The 15,537-nt window shown below is 61.4% G+C and carries 14 protein-coding genes; 10 read left to right on the plus strand and 4 right to left on the minus strand.

Features of this window, described 5'->3' with window-relative positions:
• Positions 1-48: 48 nt before the first annotated feature.
• From BM216_RS10535 to minE, 10 genes are all read left to right on the plus strand, one after another.
• Entirely contained in the window at positions 49-1,599 is a 1,551-nt protein-coding gene (locus BM216_RS10535) for an ABC transporter substrate-binding protein (RefSeq protein ID WP_092998834.1), read from the plus strand.
• A 4-nt stretch (positions 1,600-1,603) separates the two neighbouring features.
• Positions 1,604-2,554, plus strand: coding sequence for an ABC transporter permease (locus BM216_RS10540; RefSeq protein WP_092998836.1), 951 nt, complete (start codon positions 1,604-1,606; stop codon positions 2,552-2,554).
• The gene (locus tag BM216_RS10545) at positions 2,547-3,368 is read left to right on the plus strand and encodes an ABC transporter permease (RefSeq protein ID WP_092998838.1); all 822 of its coding nucleotides are present in this window, start codon (positions 2,547-2,549) and stop codon (positions 3,366-3,368) included. The genes BM216_RS10540 and BM216_RS10545 overlap by 8 nt, the downstream gene beginning before the upstream one ends.
• Positions 3,365-5,050 carry a dipeptide ABC transporter ATP-binding protein gene (locus BM216_RS10550; RefSeq protein ID WP_244530143.1) on the plus strand — a complete coding sequence of 562 codons (1,686 nt, stop codon included), beginning with the start codon at positions 3,365-3,367 and terminating at the stop codon, positions 5,048-5,050. The genes BM216_RS10545 and BM216_RS10550 overlap by 4 nt, the downstream gene beginning before the upstream one ends.
• A gap of 43 nt (positions 5,051-5,093) precedes the next feature.
• Positions 5,094-6,311 (plus strand): M24 family metallopeptidase, encoded by a 1,218-nt coding sequence (locus BM216_RS10555; protein ID WP_092998840.1) that lies wholly within the window; start codon positions 5,094-5,096, stop codon positions 6,309-6,311.
• 11 nt (positions 6,312-6,322) lie between these two features.
• The gene (locus tag BM216_RS10560; RefSeq protein ID WP_092998842.1) at positions 6,323-7,249 is read left to right on the plus strand and encodes a dihydrodipicolinate synthase family protein; all 927 of its coding nucleotides are present in this window, start codon (positions 6,323-6,325) and stop codon (positions 7,247-7,249) included.
• Between the two features lie 195 nt (positions 7,250-7,444).
• Positions 7,445-8,734 carry an MFS transporter gene (locus BM216_RS10565; protein WP_092998844.1) on the plus strand — a complete coding sequence of 430 codons (1,290 nt, stop codon included), beginning with the start codon at positions 7,445-7,447 and terminating at the stop codon, positions 8,732-8,734.
• Between the two features lie 293 nt (positions 8,735-9,027).
• Positions 9,028-9,780, plus strand: a complete 753-nt coding sequence (gene minC, locus BM216_RS10570; RefSeq protein ID WP_092998846.1) for a septum site-determining protein MinC — start codon at positions 9,028-9,030, stop codon at positions 9,778-9,780.
• Between the two features lie 32 nt (positions 9,781-9,812).
• Entirely contained in the window at positions 9,813-10,628 is an 816-nt protein-coding gene (gene minD / locus BM216_RS10575; RefSeq protein ID WP_092998848.1) for a septum site-determining protein MinD, read from the plus strand.
• Positions 10,625-10,882: a cell division topological specificity factor MinE gene (gene minE / locus BM216_RS10580; protein ID WP_092998850.1), complete on the plus strand. Its 258-nt coding sequence runs from the start codon at positions 10,625-10,627 to the stop codon at positions 10,880-10,882. Before minD ends, minE begins: the two co-directional genes overlap by 4 nt.
• A 91-nt stretch (positions 10,883-10,973) precedes the next feature.
• Here minE and BM216_RS10585 read toward each other — a convergent pair whose 3' ends face one another.
• The 4 genes from BM216_RS10585 to BM216_RS10600 form a co-directional block, all read right to left on the minus strand.
• On the minus strand, positions 10,974-11,987 hold the full coding sequence (locus BM216_RS10585; protein WP_092998852.1) for an acyltransferase family protein: 1,014 nt from the start codon (positions 11,985-11,987) through the stop codon (positions 10,974-10,976).
• A gap of 11 nt (positions 11,988-11,998) precedes the next feature.
• A complete protein-coding gene (locus BM216_RS10590) occupies positions 11,999-13,270 on the minus strand; it encodes an O-antigen ligase family protein (RefSeq protein WP_092998854.1) in 1,272 nt (423 codons plus the stop codon).
• 14 nt (positions 13,271-13,284) lie between these two features.
• Positions 13,285-14,601, minus strand: a complete 1,317-nt coding sequence (locus tag BM216_RS10595) for a polysaccharide biosynthesis/export family protein (RefSeq protein WP_244530144.1) — start codon at positions 14,599-14,601, stop codon at positions 13,285-13,287.
• An 89-nt stretch (positions 14,602-14,690) separates the two neighbouring features.
• Positions 14,691-15,371: a sugar transferase gene (locus tag BM216_RS10600; protein WP_092998856.1), complete on the minus strand. Its 681-nt coding sequence runs from the start codon at positions 15,369-15,371 to the stop codon at positions 14,691-14,693.
• Positions 15,372-15,537: the final 166 nt, after the last annotated feature.

A 15,537-nucleotide genomic window follows, 5' to 3' on the forward strand; every position in this document is an offset into this window, starting at 1 on the left:
AAACAATGCCGCCCGGCTCTCTGTCGAACCAACTTTCTAGAGGGCAAAATGACAACTTTCATGATTTCCCGACGCACCATGGTCATGGGCCTTGCTGCAACGGCACTTCTTCCCGGCATCAACATCACCGACGCGCTGGCGGCTGAAACGCCAAAGGCCGGAGGCACGCTGAAGATCAGCCACTCGACACGCATCGCGACGCTGAACGTGCTGAACTGCTCCGGGCCGGCCGAATATCCGGTCGTCGACATGCTCTATTCCGGTCTCACCCGCATGGGTCCGGACAACAAGCCGATGGCGGATCTCGCCGAGCGCTGGGAAGGCAGTGAAGACGCCAAGACCTTCACCTTCTATCTGCGCCAGGGCATCGTCTTCCACGACGGCACGCCCTGCACGGCCGATGATGTCGTCGCCACCTTCCAGGCGATCCTCAACCCCGACATTCCGGCTGCCGCCCGGTCCGTCCTCAACATGATCGAGAAGATCGAGGCCGTGGATCCGTCGACCGTCAAGTTTACGCTGAAGACGCCGTTCGCCGACCTGCCGATCTCGACGGCCCATGCCAACGCCCGCATCCTGTCGAGGGCGGCTCTTTCCGGCCCGCGCGAAAAGCTCGACACGACGGCTAACGGCACCGGCCCGTTCAAGCTCGAGACCTATGACAGTGCCCGCATGGTGCGCCTCGTCAAGAACGAGAACTATTTCATCAAGGGCAAGCCGCATCTCGACGCCGTCGAAATGATGCTGTTCCCCGATCTCGCCGCCGAAAGCGCCAACTTCCTCTCCGGCGCAGTCGACGTCATGCTGGTCGTCCAGCAGGCCGATTTCCAGCGCATCGCCGATGCGACCGGCATTACTGCGCAGCGCATCCCGTCAGGCCGTTTCGTCAACATCACCATGCGCCAGGATCAGAAGCCGTTTGACGACGTGCGTGTCCGCAAGGCGCTCGCCATGTCCGTCGACCGCCAGATGATGGTCAATATCGTGCTGGAAGGCCTCGGTCGCCCCGCCTACGACAACCTCGTGTCGCCGGAATTCCCCTACGCGATCGAGACGCCAGAGATCGCCTACGATCCGGAAGGTGCCAAGAAGCTGCTCACTGAGGCCGGTTATCCGGACGGCATCAAGATCAAGCTCGTCGCCTCCAACCGCCCGGCCATCCGCGCCCAGGTGGCGATTGCGCTGAAGCAGATGGCACTGCCTGCCGGCTTCGACATCGAAGTCGAGACCATGCCGCACGACACCTATCTCGCCAATGTGTGGATGAAGGGTCAGTTCTACATGGGCTATTGGGGCATGCAGGCGACCGAGGACGCAACGTTCAACCTACTGCTCACCTCCAACGCGTCCTACGAGGACACGGCCTGGAAGAATGCCGATTTCGACAAGCTGGTTTCCGATGCCCGCGCCACCGTCGATCCCGAAAAGCGCAAGGAACTCTACGCCAAGGCGCAGCAGCTGCAGCTCGACGAGACGCCTTACATCGTGCCGATCTTCGAAGACATCCTGACCGCCAGCGGCAAGGGTGCAGAGGATTGGACGATCGCGCCTCTGTCCCGCTACTACTATATCGAAAACGTCTGGCTGAATAAGGCCTGATCGCATGAGCCGGGGCTATCTCATCCGCCGCTTGCTGGCTGTGTTTCTCGTGCTGGCAATCGTAACCTTCGCCGTGTTCGCAATCACGACGATGCTGCCGGGCAATGCGGCGATCATGATCCTGGGGGAATATGCCACTCCGGACGCGGTCGCTGCACTGGAAAGGCAGTTGCATCTGGATCAGCCCTGGTACACTCAATACTTGAGCTGGGTCGGCGGCATTCTGCACGGCGACTTCGGCACCTCGCTTCGCCTCTCCTTGCCGGTGACTGAGGTCGTCGGCGAGGCCTTCGCGAACTCCGCCATGCTGGCGCTGACAGCGCTCGTCGTCGTCACGATCACCGCCATCCCGCTCGGTGCGCTCGCCGCCATCAAGCGCGGCACGGCGATGGATCTCGGGCTTGGCCTGTTCAGCTATCTCGGCACGGCATTGCCGGAATTCGTTACCGCGACGCTGCTTCTCGTGTTCTTCGCGGCTCCGCAGCAGGGGATTTTTCCGGCGGGCGGCTTCGTCGCGCCCTGGGAAAGTCTCACCGGTTTCGGCGCCCATGTGGTGCTGCCTGCCGCAACGCTCGGGCTGGTGCTGATGGCCCACGTCGCCCGTCAGGTCCGTTCCGAAATGTCGGAAGTGCTGTCCTCCGATTATATCCGCGCCGCACGGCTGAAGGGTCTCAGTGAAAAGAGGGTCATTCGCCGGCATGCACTGCCGAATTCGCTTGCACCGGCCGTCGCCGTCATCTCGCTCGATATCGGCTATCTGCTCGGCGGCATCATCGTCGTCGAGGAAATCTTTGCCTGGCCGGGCCTTGGTCGCCTTCTGATCTACGCGCTGGAAAACCGTGACCTTCCCGTCATCCAGGCCGTGACCCTGCTTCTCGCGACGGTCTATGCCCTGTCCAACCTTCTGTCGGACATCGTCATCGCTCTGCTCGATCCGAGGGTGCGCTATGCGTAATTTCTTCTCTACCCCCACCGCCATTGTCGGTACGGCGCTTCTGTCGATCGTCTGCTTTGCGGCGATCTTCGGTCCCTTCATCGCGCCTTACGATCCGCAGGCGTTCGATGCGCTCAATCGTCTGCAGGGGCCGTCCATGGCCCATTGGCTCGGCACCGACCAGTTCGGCCGTGACCTTCTATCCCGTATCCTGACCGGCGCGCCCTCGACCGTCGCCTTCGGCGTCGGCGCAACCGTCGTCGGCGTCGGCATCGGCTCGATCATCGGCGTCGTCGCCGGTGTCTCCGGCGGCTGGGTCGACTCCACGATCATGCGCATCCTCGACGGTCTTCTTGCCGTACCGGACCTGCTGTTCACGCTTCTGATCGTGACAATCCTCGGCGGCGGCATGGAGCATGCAATGCTTGCGGTCTCGATCGCCTTCGCCCCCGGCATGGCGCGCATTTCGCGCAGCGCCGTGCTTTCGGTGCGCACCCGCGACTATGTGCGTGCCGCAGTCGCCCGCGGCGAATCCGGCTTCTACATCGTCCGCGCGGAAGTGCTGCCGAATGCGCTGAGCCCGATCGTCGTCGAGGCGACCATTCGCGTCTCCTTCGCCATCATGATCGGCGCGACGCTCGGCTTCCTCGGCCTCGGCGCCCAGCCGCCGAGCACCGAATGGGGGCTGATGGTGGCCGAAGCCCGCCAGTTCATGTTCCGCAATCCCTGGTGCGTTGCCGTTCCCGGCCTTTCCATCGCCATCGCCGCTCTCGGCTTCAACCTTTTCGGCGACGCCCTGCGTGACAGCCTCGACCCCAAGAGGAGCCACGGATGACAGCGCAGACCTTGATGAAGGACGCTCCCATCGCCGCCACCGAAAAGTCGGCACTGTCGATCATCGACTATTCGCTTTCCTACAAGACTGCCAACGGTCTCATTCCGGCGCTGCAGAACATCGACCTGACCATCCCGAAGGGCAAGACGGTCGGCCTCGTCGGTGAATCCGGTTCCGGCAAGTCGTCCATGGCATGGTCGATCATGCGCTACCTGCCGTCGAATGCGGTCGAGACGGGCGGCGCGATCCGCCTGGCCGGCGAAGAGCTGCTGGACTACACGCCGTTCCAGATGATGGATATCCGCGGCCGGCGCATGTCGATGGTCTTCCAGGATCCGTCGACCTCGCTCAACCCGACGATCCGGCTCGGCGAACAGATTGCCGAAGTGCTGATGCGCCACCGCGGCCTGACCAAGGTGCAGGCCTTTGCGGAGGCGGAAGCAGCGCTCGCCCGCACCGGCATCACCCGCCCGAAGGAAATGCTGCAGCGGTTTCCGCATGAGGCATCCGGCGGCGAGAAGCAGCGCGTGGTGATCGCCACCGCCTTTGCCTGCGAGCCGGAACTGATCATCTTCGACGAGCCGACGACCGCGCTCGATATTCTCACCGCACGCCAGATCCTCGACCTGTTCAACCAGCTGCGTGACGAGACGAATGTCTCGGCGCTCTACATTTCCCATGACCTCGGCCTCGTTTCGCGCGTCGTTGACGAAGTGAATGTTCTGCACAAGGGCGTCATCGTCGAGCGAGGTGCGGTCGATGAGGTGTTTCGCAAGCCTTCGGCGCCCTATACACGCCAGCTCATCGGCGCGGTGCCCAATCCGGACCGCTGGATCGGCGCGGATGCACCGGCCGAGCCGCAGACGCTGGTCAAGCTCGACAAGATCGGCGTCCATTATGGCGCGCCGTCGAGGATCCAGAAGATGTTCTGGCCGGAAGATGCCGACAACGTCGGCTTCTGGGGCGCCAAGGATGTCGCGTTCGAGGTCCGCAGGGGCGAACTGCTCGGCGTGGTCGGCGAAAGCGGCTCCGGCAAGTCGACCATCGCCAAGGTTCTCGCCGGCCTGCAGGATTTCGAGGGCCGTCTCGAATTCGACGGCAAGAATGTCGCCAGCCGCAAAGCGATCGACCGGGCCTATCGGCGCCGCGTGCAGATCGTCTTCCAGCATCCCGACGCATCGCTCAATCCGCGCCAGAAGATCGGCAAGATCCTATCGAGGCCGCTGAAGCTCTACGGCATCGTGCCCCGTGACCAGATCAAGGCGCGCATCGCCGAGCTTCTGGAAATGGTGCGGCTGCCGGCGGAATTCGCCGATCGCTATCCGCATGAACTCTCCGGCGGGCAGAAGCAGCGCGTGGCGATCGCCCGCGCTTTTGCGGCCGAACCGGAACTCGTCATCTGCGATGAGGTGACGGCAGCGCTCGACGTGTCCGTGCAGGCGGCGGTCGCCGAGCTTTTGGTCAAGCTGCAGAAGGATACCGGCGCGGCCTGCGTCTTCATCACCCATGACCTCAACCTTATCCGCCAGCTGGCGCATCGCATCGCCGTCATGCATCACGGCAAGCTGGTCGACTTCTTCGATCGTGCGGACGCCCGGTCGGATGATCGCGACGCCTATACCAAGGCGCTTCTCGATGCGGTGCCTGTCCACGCGGCGCCGCAGGAAACGGCGTCTGCATGATCTCCATCTATCCCATCATCAAGACTGAGAATGGCGACTTCGCATGAGCATGTATGTCCCCCAGGAATTCGCCGGTTCAACCCGTGGCGGTCGCCAGGTTCTGCTGAAGTTCAGGCAGGCGGAATTCGAAGGGCGCCTTGCGGCGACCCGCCGGCGGATGCGCGAGCGCGGGCTTGATGCGCTGATCGTGTTTGCCCAGGAAAGTCATTACTGGCTGACGAGCTACGATACGGCCGGTTATGTCTTCTTCCAGGCCGGTCTGGTGCTGGCCGACGACGGCAGCGATACGGTATTGCTTACCCGCACGCCCGATCTGCGGCAGGCCAATGTCGCCTCGCTCTATGACGATGTCCGTGTCTGGCTGAATGCCGAGGATGCCAATCCGGCAGAAGATCTGCGCGCCATCATGGCCGAGAAGGGGCTGGCCGGCAAAAGGGTCGGCGTCGAATATGCGACTCATGGCCTGACTGGCGCCAATGCCCGCATGGTCGACAAGGCGCTCGAAGGTTTCTGCGTCAACGAGGACGCCTCCGACATCATCCGCACTGGCCGGCTGGTGAAATCCGCGGCTGAGCTCGAGCATGTGCGCATGGCCGGCAAGCTTGCAGATGCAGCGGTGCAGGCGGCGATCGACGTTACCCGGGCAGGCATACCCGATACAGTTCTAAGCGGCGCGGCCCTGACCGCAATGCTTGCCGGCGGCGGCGACATTCCCTCTGGTGGCCCTCTCGTCAATTCGGGATCTCGCGCGCTTTACGGCCGCGGGATCGGCGGACCCCGATTGATCGAGGAGCAGGACCAGATCCTTGTCGAACTCGCCGGCTCCCATTGCCGCTATCATGTGGTGGTCGAGCATACGCTGGTGACCGGCAAGCCGGATCCCCGCCAGCTCGACATGCTGAAGGTGGCGAAGGATGCGCTTGACCAGATCAAGGACGCGGCGCGGCCGGGCGTCGCGCTCGGTACTCTCGACGATATCCATCGCCGCGTGCTGGACGATGCCGGCTTTGCCAAGGCGCGTTATGCGGCCTGCGGCTATGCGCTCGGCTGCACCTTCAAGCCGACCTGGATGGACGTGCCGCCGATGATCTATTCCGGCAATCCGCTGATCATGACGCCGGGCATGGTGTTCTTCGTCCACATCATGATACCGGATGCGACGACGGGTCTGACGGCCGGTGTCGGCCAGACCTTCGCCATCACCGAAAACGGATACCCGGAAGTCTTCAGTGACTTGGCCGTGCAGCTCTACTGCTGCTGAGAGGAGAAACAATGACATTCAACGTTGATACCAAGGGCGTCTATGCCATCGCCGCCACGCCGTTTCTCGACGACGGCGCGATCGACTTCAATTCGGTCGACAGCCTGACCGACTTCTACGAGAACAGCGGCTGCACCGGCATCACCATCCTCGGCATCATGGGCGAGGCGCCGAAGCTGGAAGCGGATGAAAGCCGTGCGATCATCAAGCGGGTGGTCGAGCGCGCCAAGGTGCCGGTCATCGTCGGCGTATCGGCACCGGGTTTTGCCGCCATGCGTTCGCTTGCCCGCGGCGCCATGGATATGGGCGCTGCCGGCGTGATGATCGCGCCTGCGCCGGGATTGAAGACCGACGAACAGACGATCAACTATTTCGCCAATGCCGTGGAAGCCGTCGGCGATGACGTTCCGTGGGTTCTGCAGGACTATCCGCTGACCCTCAACACGGTGATCGCCACGAGCGTCGTCGCCAAGATCATGGCAAACCATCCGTCCTGCCTCATGCTCAAGCACGAGGATTGGCCGGGTCTCGAGAAGATTTCCAAGCTGCGCGCCATGCAGCGGTCCGGCGAGCTTCGCCCTTTCTCCATCCTTTGCGGCAATGGCGGCATGTTCCTCGATTTCGAACCGGAGCGCGGCGCCGATGGCGCGATGACCGGCTATGGATTCCCGGACATGCTGGCCGAGCTGGTTTCTCTCTTCGCTGCCGACAAGCGCGACGAGGCGCACGACCTGTTCGATGCGCATCTACCGCTGATCCGTTATGAGCAGCAGCTCGGCGTCGGTCTTGCCGTGCGCAAGCATGTCCTGAAGCGCCGCGGCGTCATCGCATCGGATGCCCAGCGCAAGCCGGCGCAGACGCTCACCTCGACCGCCCGTGCAGAGGTCGACTACCTGCTTGCGCGTCTTGCCAAGAAGGACAAGCGCGCCGCAGTCTAAACGGCGGTAGAGTTCTCGGGAGCGGCGAGATACCGCTTCCGATGAAATCACTATTCGCTGGCATGGCCGATATGATGGGCGTAACACTGAGGCGTTGTAACCTCTTGCGCGGCCCCTAAACGCCATGTCGGAGCCTTTCGCCGCCGCGCTCGCCACCCATGGACAAGCGCAGTGGAAAACACCCTAGCGAATGATATGACCTCGTCATCCATTGACGAGAAGGTCAGGCTAAAATCCATTGTCGGCGGTTCCGCCGGCAATCTGGTCGAGTGGTATGACTGGTACGTATATTCGGCCTTCACCCTCTATTTCGCACCGATCTTTTTCCCTTCCGGCGACCAGACTGCAGAGCTTCTGAGTGCTGCCGCCGTATTCGCCGTCGGCTTCCTCATGCGACCGATCGGGGCGTGGTTCATGGGTATCTATGCCGACCGCAAGGGCCGCAAGGCAGGGCTGACGTTATCGGTTACGCTGATGTGCCTGGGGTCATTGATGATCGCCATTACCCCGGGCTACGCTACGATCGGTCTCGCGGCACCCACCATTCTCGTCCTTGCGCGCCTGCTGCAGGGTATAAGCGTCGGCGGCGAATACGGTGCCAGCGCGACTTACCTAAGCGAAATGGCGGGCCGCAACCGGCGTGGGTTCTTCTCCAGTTTCCAGTATGTGACGCTGATTTGCGGTCAACTGGTTGCGCTGGCCGTCCTGCTCGTTCTGCAGGCGGTTCTGACGGCCGAACAATTGCAGTCCTGGGGTTGGAGGATCCCGTTCCTGATCGGGGGCATTCTGGCGATCGCCGTGTTCTACATCCGCCGAGGCCTCGCCGAGACCCAGTCCTTCATCAATGCCGATGCAGGCGCCAAGAAAAGCTCGGGCGGGTGGGTGCTGTTCAGGCAGTACCCAAAAGAGGCTTTCCTGGTCATCGCTCTGACCTCGGGCGGGACGCTGGCGTTCTATGCCTACACCACCTACCTGCAGAAATTCCTGGTCAACACGTCGGGTTTCAGCAGGGAGGCGGCAACGGAGATCACGACGGCGGCTTTGTTCGTCTTCATGCTGTGCCAGCCGATCGCCGGTGCGCTGTCCGACAGAATCGGCCGCAAGCCGCTGATGGTCGGCTTCGGCATTCTCGGGACGCTGTTCACGTACCTGATCTTCACGTCGCTGGCGGTCACGACGTCTGCCATGACTGCCTTTGTCCTGTCGCTCGCCGGCCTGCTGATCGTCACCGGCTACACCTCGATCAATGCCGTGGTTAAGGCGGAGCTTTTCCCGGCGCATATCAGAACCTTGGGAGTAGCGCTTCCCTATGCCCTGGCGAATACGATCTTCGGTGGCACGGCGGAATTCGTGGCCCTCAAGTTCAAGCAGATCGGCCATGAGGAATGGTTCTTCTGGTATGTGACGATCATGATCGCCATCTCGCTCGTGGTATACGTGAGGATGCTCGACACGAAATACCACAGCCATATCCGAGAGGATTGACGGCTCACTTATCTGAACCTGCTTTACCCTGAGCGAGAGCGCATCATGATGCTCGTCTATTCGATCTGCCGGATGCCTCCGCGCCGGTAGGCGCAGCAGTCACATTGCAGCTTCAGCTCACTCGATAAAGCTTGGCGCAAGCCTCGATCAAGGATGCGCGGCTAGCTTCCAGTCTTCGCCAATCGGGGCCCGTTACGGGCAGAACGCTTCGTTTCCTTAAAGCTTGGACGATCAAAATTAACCTTTTGTTAACCATGTCGAAGCTAGACAGAGGCAACGATTTATTAACGTAGATGACCAAAGTGCTAACAGACGCTCGCTCCATCAGAATCAAGGGCCGTTCGTTCCTGGCGGTCGTTCTTTCGCCGGATCTTCCGCTCGATCAATGGCTTGTCCGCCTGGACGACCTTGCCTCGCGCTCGGCCGGCTTCTTCCTCGATCGTCCGGTCGTTCTCGACGTTTCGGAACTGTCGATCAAGAAGGCCGAACTGAAACAGCTCATCGACGACCTTGCCGAGCGCAATGTCCGGATCATGGGCGTCGAGGGCGCACGCCCGTCGCAGCTTGGCCCAGGCATGCCGCCGGCGATGAAGGGCGGCAAGCCTGCCTCCGACGTCGAAGTGACTGCACGCGATGCGGAAGCGGAAGCAACCGAGCCGGCAGAAGCGCAGGTTCAGGCCGTCCCGAAGCTCGAGGCACCGCAGGTTCGCGCGATCCCGCAGTCGCTCGTCATCGACGAACCGGTTCGCTCCGGCCAGTCCATCATCTTCCCGGAAGGCGACGTCACCATCGTCGGCTCCGTGGCATCCGGCGCCGAAGTCATCGCCGGCGGTTCGATCCATATCTACGGCGCCCTTCGCGGACGTGCCATGGCGGGATCGATCGGGAATACCAACGCACGCATTTTCTGCCGCCGCCTGGAAGCGGAGCTCATTGCCATCGACGGCATCTACAAGATGGCCGAGGACATGGATGAGAGCCTTCGCGGGCGGGCAGTTCAGCTGTCGCTCGAGAGCGACGTCATCATGGCAGACATACTTTTCTGAGCCGCAAAAGGTCAGATAACCAGGAGATCAAGATGGGGAAAGTCATCGTAGTCACGTCCGGCAAGGGCGGTGTTGGCAAGACAACATCGACCGCCGCACTCGGCGCCGCACTCGCTCAACGCAACGAGAAGGTCGCTGTCGTCGATTTCGATGTCGGGCTGCGCAATCTCGACCTCGTCATGGGTGCCGAACGTCGCGTGGTCTATGATCTCGTCAACGTCATCAATGGCGATGCCAAGCTGCCGCAGGCGCTGATCCGCGACAAGCGTCTCGACACGCTGTTCCTGCTGCCGGCCTCGCAGACGCGCGACAAGGACGCGCTGACGGAAGAGGGCGTCGAGCGCGTTATCGGCGAGTTGAAGAAGTATTTCGACTGGGTGATCTGCGACAGCCCGGCCGGTATCGAGAAGGGCGCCACGCTTGCGATGCGCCATGCCGATATCGCCGTCGTCGTCACCAATCCGGAAGTCTCTTCCGTTCGCGACAGCGACCGTATCATCGGCATGCTCGATTCCAAGACGCTGAAGGCCGAGAACGGCGAGCGGATGGAAAAGCATCTGCTTCTGACCCGTTACGATTCGACCCGCGCCGAACGCGGCGACATGCTGAAGGTCGATGACGTCCTCGAAATCCTCTCCATCCCGCTTCTCGGCATCATTCCGGAAAGCATGGATGTCCTGAAGGCTTCCAACGTCGGCGCTCCCGTCACGCTCGCCGACACCCGCAGCATGCCGGCCCAGGCTTATTTCGAAGCTGCCCGCCGTCTTGCAGGTGAAGTCGTGCCCGTAACCGTACCGGGCGAAAAGCGTGGCATCTTCGGAAAACTCTTCGGAAGGAAGGCCGCATGAGCATACTGCGTCTTTTCACACGATCGCGTTCGGCGCCTGCGGCGCGGGAACGCCTTCAGGTTCTGCTCGCCCATGAGCGTGCATCCGCCGGCTCCGATCTCGCAGCCATCCTGCGGGAAGAAATCCTCGCCGTCATCGCCAAGCACGTCGAACTCGACGGCGACCGCGTAACGGTGAAGCTCGATCGCGAAGCCGACGTCTCGATCCTTGAGATCGATGTCGAGATCCCGCTGGATGCCGCACGCGCGGCCTGATCGAGGCGCGGCGGATGACCGCCGCGACCACATCTGAATTGATGAAGGCGACCCGGACTTCCGTCCGGGTCGCCTTTTGCGTTCCGTAGGACTAGCGCGCCGGTTTGCGGATCGGGAAACGCCACAGCGCCGAGCGCTTGCCCCTCAGGAACATGTGGACGGGCCGTTCGAAGAATTCATATCCGGCAATGCCGACCAGCGTGCCAAGTATTGTCGCCACGATGAGCAGCAGCGGCGGGGCAAGCGAGAGCGCAAGCCCGATCTGGACGACGACCGATACGGCGAATGTGTGCCAGAGATAGATCGAGTAGGAACTGTCGCCAAGATAGGTCAGCGCTGGCATGGCGGGCAGTTTGCCCCTGGTCTCGATGCCAAGCGCGCCGAGCACGAGCATGAAGGCCAGAGGACCACAGGTCCACGCGTCGAATTCGAGCTTCATCACCTGGATCGTGGCAAAGCCGGCAATCGCGAGACAGACCAGGACGAACCCGATGGGCGCAGCAGGCAGGCGGCCATGTTTCCAAAGCTTGGCCAGCGCCGCGCCGGCGACGAATTCAAGGATGATCGGCGCGGTATAGAAGGCGAGCGTCTGGTTTTCCGGCTTGGCGACAATGCCGATCAGGGTGAGCAGGCCGAAGACGCCGGCTAGCGCCGCAAGCCTGACCGACGGCTTGAGGAACAGGACCAGGGCGAAGACGGCGTAGAAGAAGATCTCGTAGTTCAGCGTCCAGCCCTGGACGAGAACCGGCCAGAGATGATCGTTATTGGGAGAGGGCAGGGGAATGAAGAAGAATGATCCGAGCACATTCGCAGGATCGAGCTGAAGGTTCGGAAACAGTCCCACGATTGCGCCGATGACCATCACCGTCGTGGCGGCCCAGTAGGCCGGCGCGATGCGCTGCAGCCGATTGCGGAAGAAGCCCGCTGGAGTGTCCGGACGGCCGTCGCTGATCGCCATCATGATGAAGCCGCTGACGACGAAGAAGACGTCGACGCCCGCTGCGCCGATGGTGAAATGCAGCCCGGTCCGTTCGCCGGCATGGAAGACCACCACGGCGAAAGCGGCCAGTGCCCTGAGGTACTGGATGGAAAAGAGCGTCTGCATCTCGGGTGGCCTCAGCCTGTCTGCCTGCCGGTGCGTCCCGGCACGAATTGATCAAAGAAGACCCGGTTGGGTCTGCGTTGCGCCAGTGCCAGTCTGCCTGCCGCGAAATAGAAGAGGAACGAGCCCACATGATAGGGGTTCATGATGTCGATTTCGACGAAGGAACGGACGAGCAACAGGCAGGCAATGCCGAAAAACATCAATGATTCCGGTGTCCGCGCGATCACAAGGAGGCGCCGCAGATGCCCGATGATGATGGTCAGCAGAATGAAGACGAGCAGGACGGTCCCGATCACACCGGTCTCGACCATGGTCTCGATATAGGTGTTGTGGAAGTGGAAGCCGCTGCGGCCCGTGATCCCGAAGAAATCCCACAGACGTTCGGCCTCTGGGAAACCCTGCACCCAAAAGCCCTGATAGCCGATGCCTAGCATCGGATATTCGCTGGCGGCGAGCATGCCCTGCTGCCAGAGATAGGTGCGGCCGGTGAGGGTGGAATCCTTGCCGAATATGCCGAGGATCGCATCCATCGCGCCGAATTGCAGGGCGCCAACCACGGCCCCCAGACCAAGGATCAGGGCTGCTCCGAAGAAGGCGCGGCGATGCTTCGGCGACAGGAACATGAAGCCCTGCAGGCCGACGCATGCCGCGACGACCGCAACCGTGGTGATCACGGACGTGGCCGACTGCGAGGCCAGAAGCGAGTAGGCTGAAAGAAGGCTGATGCCGCCGGCCGCAGGAAACCAGATGCCGCGCTCCCGAAAGAGCATGACGGCGGCATAACAGAAGAAAACGCCAAGCGAAGCATAAAAGCCGAGCTGGTTCTTCGAAGAGAAGGCGCCGACGAAGCTGAACGTCCCGTCCATGGCGTCCGGCAGATAGATGCCGAACAACATCGAATAGACGAGCACCACGGCCGTTCCGGCAATCGCTCCGCGAACCAGCGTGCGCGTACTGATGGTGCGCATCGCAATGAGGGCGCAAACGATATGCGTCATGTACTGGATGGCCGTCCGCAGCGAGGTCCCGAAGGCCGGCGACCAGAAGGCGGAGATGAAGCAGAACAGCCCGAACCCGAAGATCCAGAGATATTTCAGATAATTGCCGAGCGCGCGCTTGTAGTCGACGAGAACCAGCAGGAACCAGACGCCGTAGTAGCCGAGGATCGAAATCTGCCCGAACCTGTTCGAATAGGCGAACACGAAGAAGGACAACGCTACGGCGGCTATGCCGTAGAGTTCGTTCTTGGTCGGATCGATAAGGGTAGATTTCGCAATCTTCACGCGGGCTCCACCGTTTACTGCATCAGGAGTTCGGACGAGACCTTGATGACGTCGCCGGGGCGCAGTCGCGTGTTCTCATCGACGGTCAGCTGCTTCGGCCCGTCGCCTTCGTCGCGCACGACGACGTACTTGATCGTCGCGTCCTGATTGTTGGGATCGAGCTTGATCGCCTCGGCAGACTGGGCCAGGGCTTCCTGCATCAGCTGCCGGCTGGTCGAAAGTTCGAGACCGAGCTTTTCCAGAGACGCCTCGGTATCCTGCAGATCTTGAGTACGCTGGGCATCCCAGTCGTTGCGCAGGTTGATCTCGTCCTGGTTGGCCTTGTTGATATCCTGCTTGGCGCGGAGAGCGGCCGTGCTCGTGTCCAGCATGTTGGATTCGAGATCTGCTGCACGCTCTTCCGCCGATAGGCGCCGGCTGGAAGTTGCCAGACCCTGTTCGGTCAGCTTCGCCATTCTGTCGCGATCATCATTGACAAGCTTAAGCTGGCGATCCTGCGTCGTCGCCTTCTGAGCGAGCGACTGAACCTCGGTGTTCAGAAGATCCTTCAGGTCCGCGAGTGCCTTGAGCTGGAGCTCATAGCGCTGGCGCCTGGATTTCATCAGGGTGGCTTCACTGTCGATCAGCTGCTGAGCATTCGGCAGTTTTTTCAGCTCTTCGGGGATCTGCAGTTCGGTCGCGCCGGATATTTCCGCCAAGAGGCGTGTATGGCGGGCGATCAGCCGACCCCGTTCGGTATCGCTGACATCCGCGTCACCACGGGCGCGGATGAAATCGCGGGCGAAACGCTGACCCGCGTCCGAACGACGCAGACCGCCTGCAAGACTGACCGCCTTCAGGACGGTGAGATTGGGAGAATAGGGATATTCGCCGGGTGTCTCGATATCTCCAGAAACGAAGACGGGACGGAACTGGGCAATTTCGACGGAGGCGGAGGGCAAATTGCGCAAGGCGAACTGGCTTTGAAGCTTCTCGCCGATCGCCTTGCCGACCTCGGCCGGCGTCTTGCCGGCGGCGTCAAGGTCGCCAATGAAGGGCATGGAGAGAGCTCCGGAAGGCCCGACCGTGTAGTCGCCGCTGACGACGTTCCAATCTCTGATGCTGCCATCGGCAGGCTGCCACTCGGCGACGCGGATACGCAGCTTGTCCATGACGCCCAGGCGATAGGCGTCGTCCTGAGCAGCTTCCTTGTTCGGAGCCGCCTCATTCTTGACCGCGTCGTTCTGAACGGCGTCTTGCGCCCATACGGGCGCGGTGGTGGACGACATGAACATGCCCGCCGCCATTACAAGCGCCGGGAAGCCGGTGGGAAGGACCTTACGGATGCCCATCAGATCTCCTGTATTTCTTTAGTTTGAAGGCACTACCAAGAGCGGTCGATGCAGCGTCCCGATTTCTCGCGGACGCTGCCCGGTGACGCTCAGTAGCTGCCGCGTGCCAGGCATACGGCGGGTATTGTCCGCAGAATGATGGCAACATCTTGCACAAGCGACCAGTTCTGGACGTAGTGCGTATCGAAAGCGATGCGGCTTTCATACGACACGTCGTTGCGGCCGCTGATCTGCCACAGGCCAGTCAGGCCAGGGCGGGTCTGCAGATAGAAGACTGCAGAGCTGTCATAGACCTTCAGTTCGTCGTCCACGACCGGGCGTGGTCCAACAACACTCATTTCACCGCGGACGATGTTGAGCAACTGAGGAAGTTCGTCGAGGCTGAGCTTGCGCAGCACGCGGCCGACCGCGGTGACGCGCGGATCGTCCTTGAGCTTGCGGGTGCGGCGCCACTCTTCGGCAGCCTCGGGGTTTTCCCTGAGGTGTTTGCGGAGAAGCTCATCACCGTTCACAGCCATGGTCCGGAACTTAAGGCACTTGAAGGTGCGCCCGCCGTGTCCGATGCGGCTGTGACCGTAGAATGCAGGCCCTTTATCCGAGAATTTCACCAGCGCCATAATCATCAAAAATATCGGGCTGAAAATAATCAGGGCCAGACCGGCCGAAGCGATATCGAAACTTCTTTTTGCCAAACCGCCAATCGGGAGAGTGAAGGCGGAGTGATCTAGATTCGTAAGCGGCGTATCTGCCGAACGTGTCGCGGACTTCATGGGGAGGACTCCACTTAGGTTTTGCGATAGTCGGTGCCTTTTCGGCGCATCAATGTGCAGCTATGGGATAATAATTCTGTGTTCGGAATTTGATGCTAGTCAAAATTTTCTGACAGGACCTCCCGATGAGCCCCCATGGCGTCCAAGGACCCATCGGTAGCACACC

Origin of the sequence: Rhizobium sp. NFR07 (genome assembly GCF_900111905.1) — a bacterium.
GTDB lineage: Bacteria > Pseudomonadota > Alphaproteobacteria > Rhizobiales > Rhizobiaceae > Neorhizobium.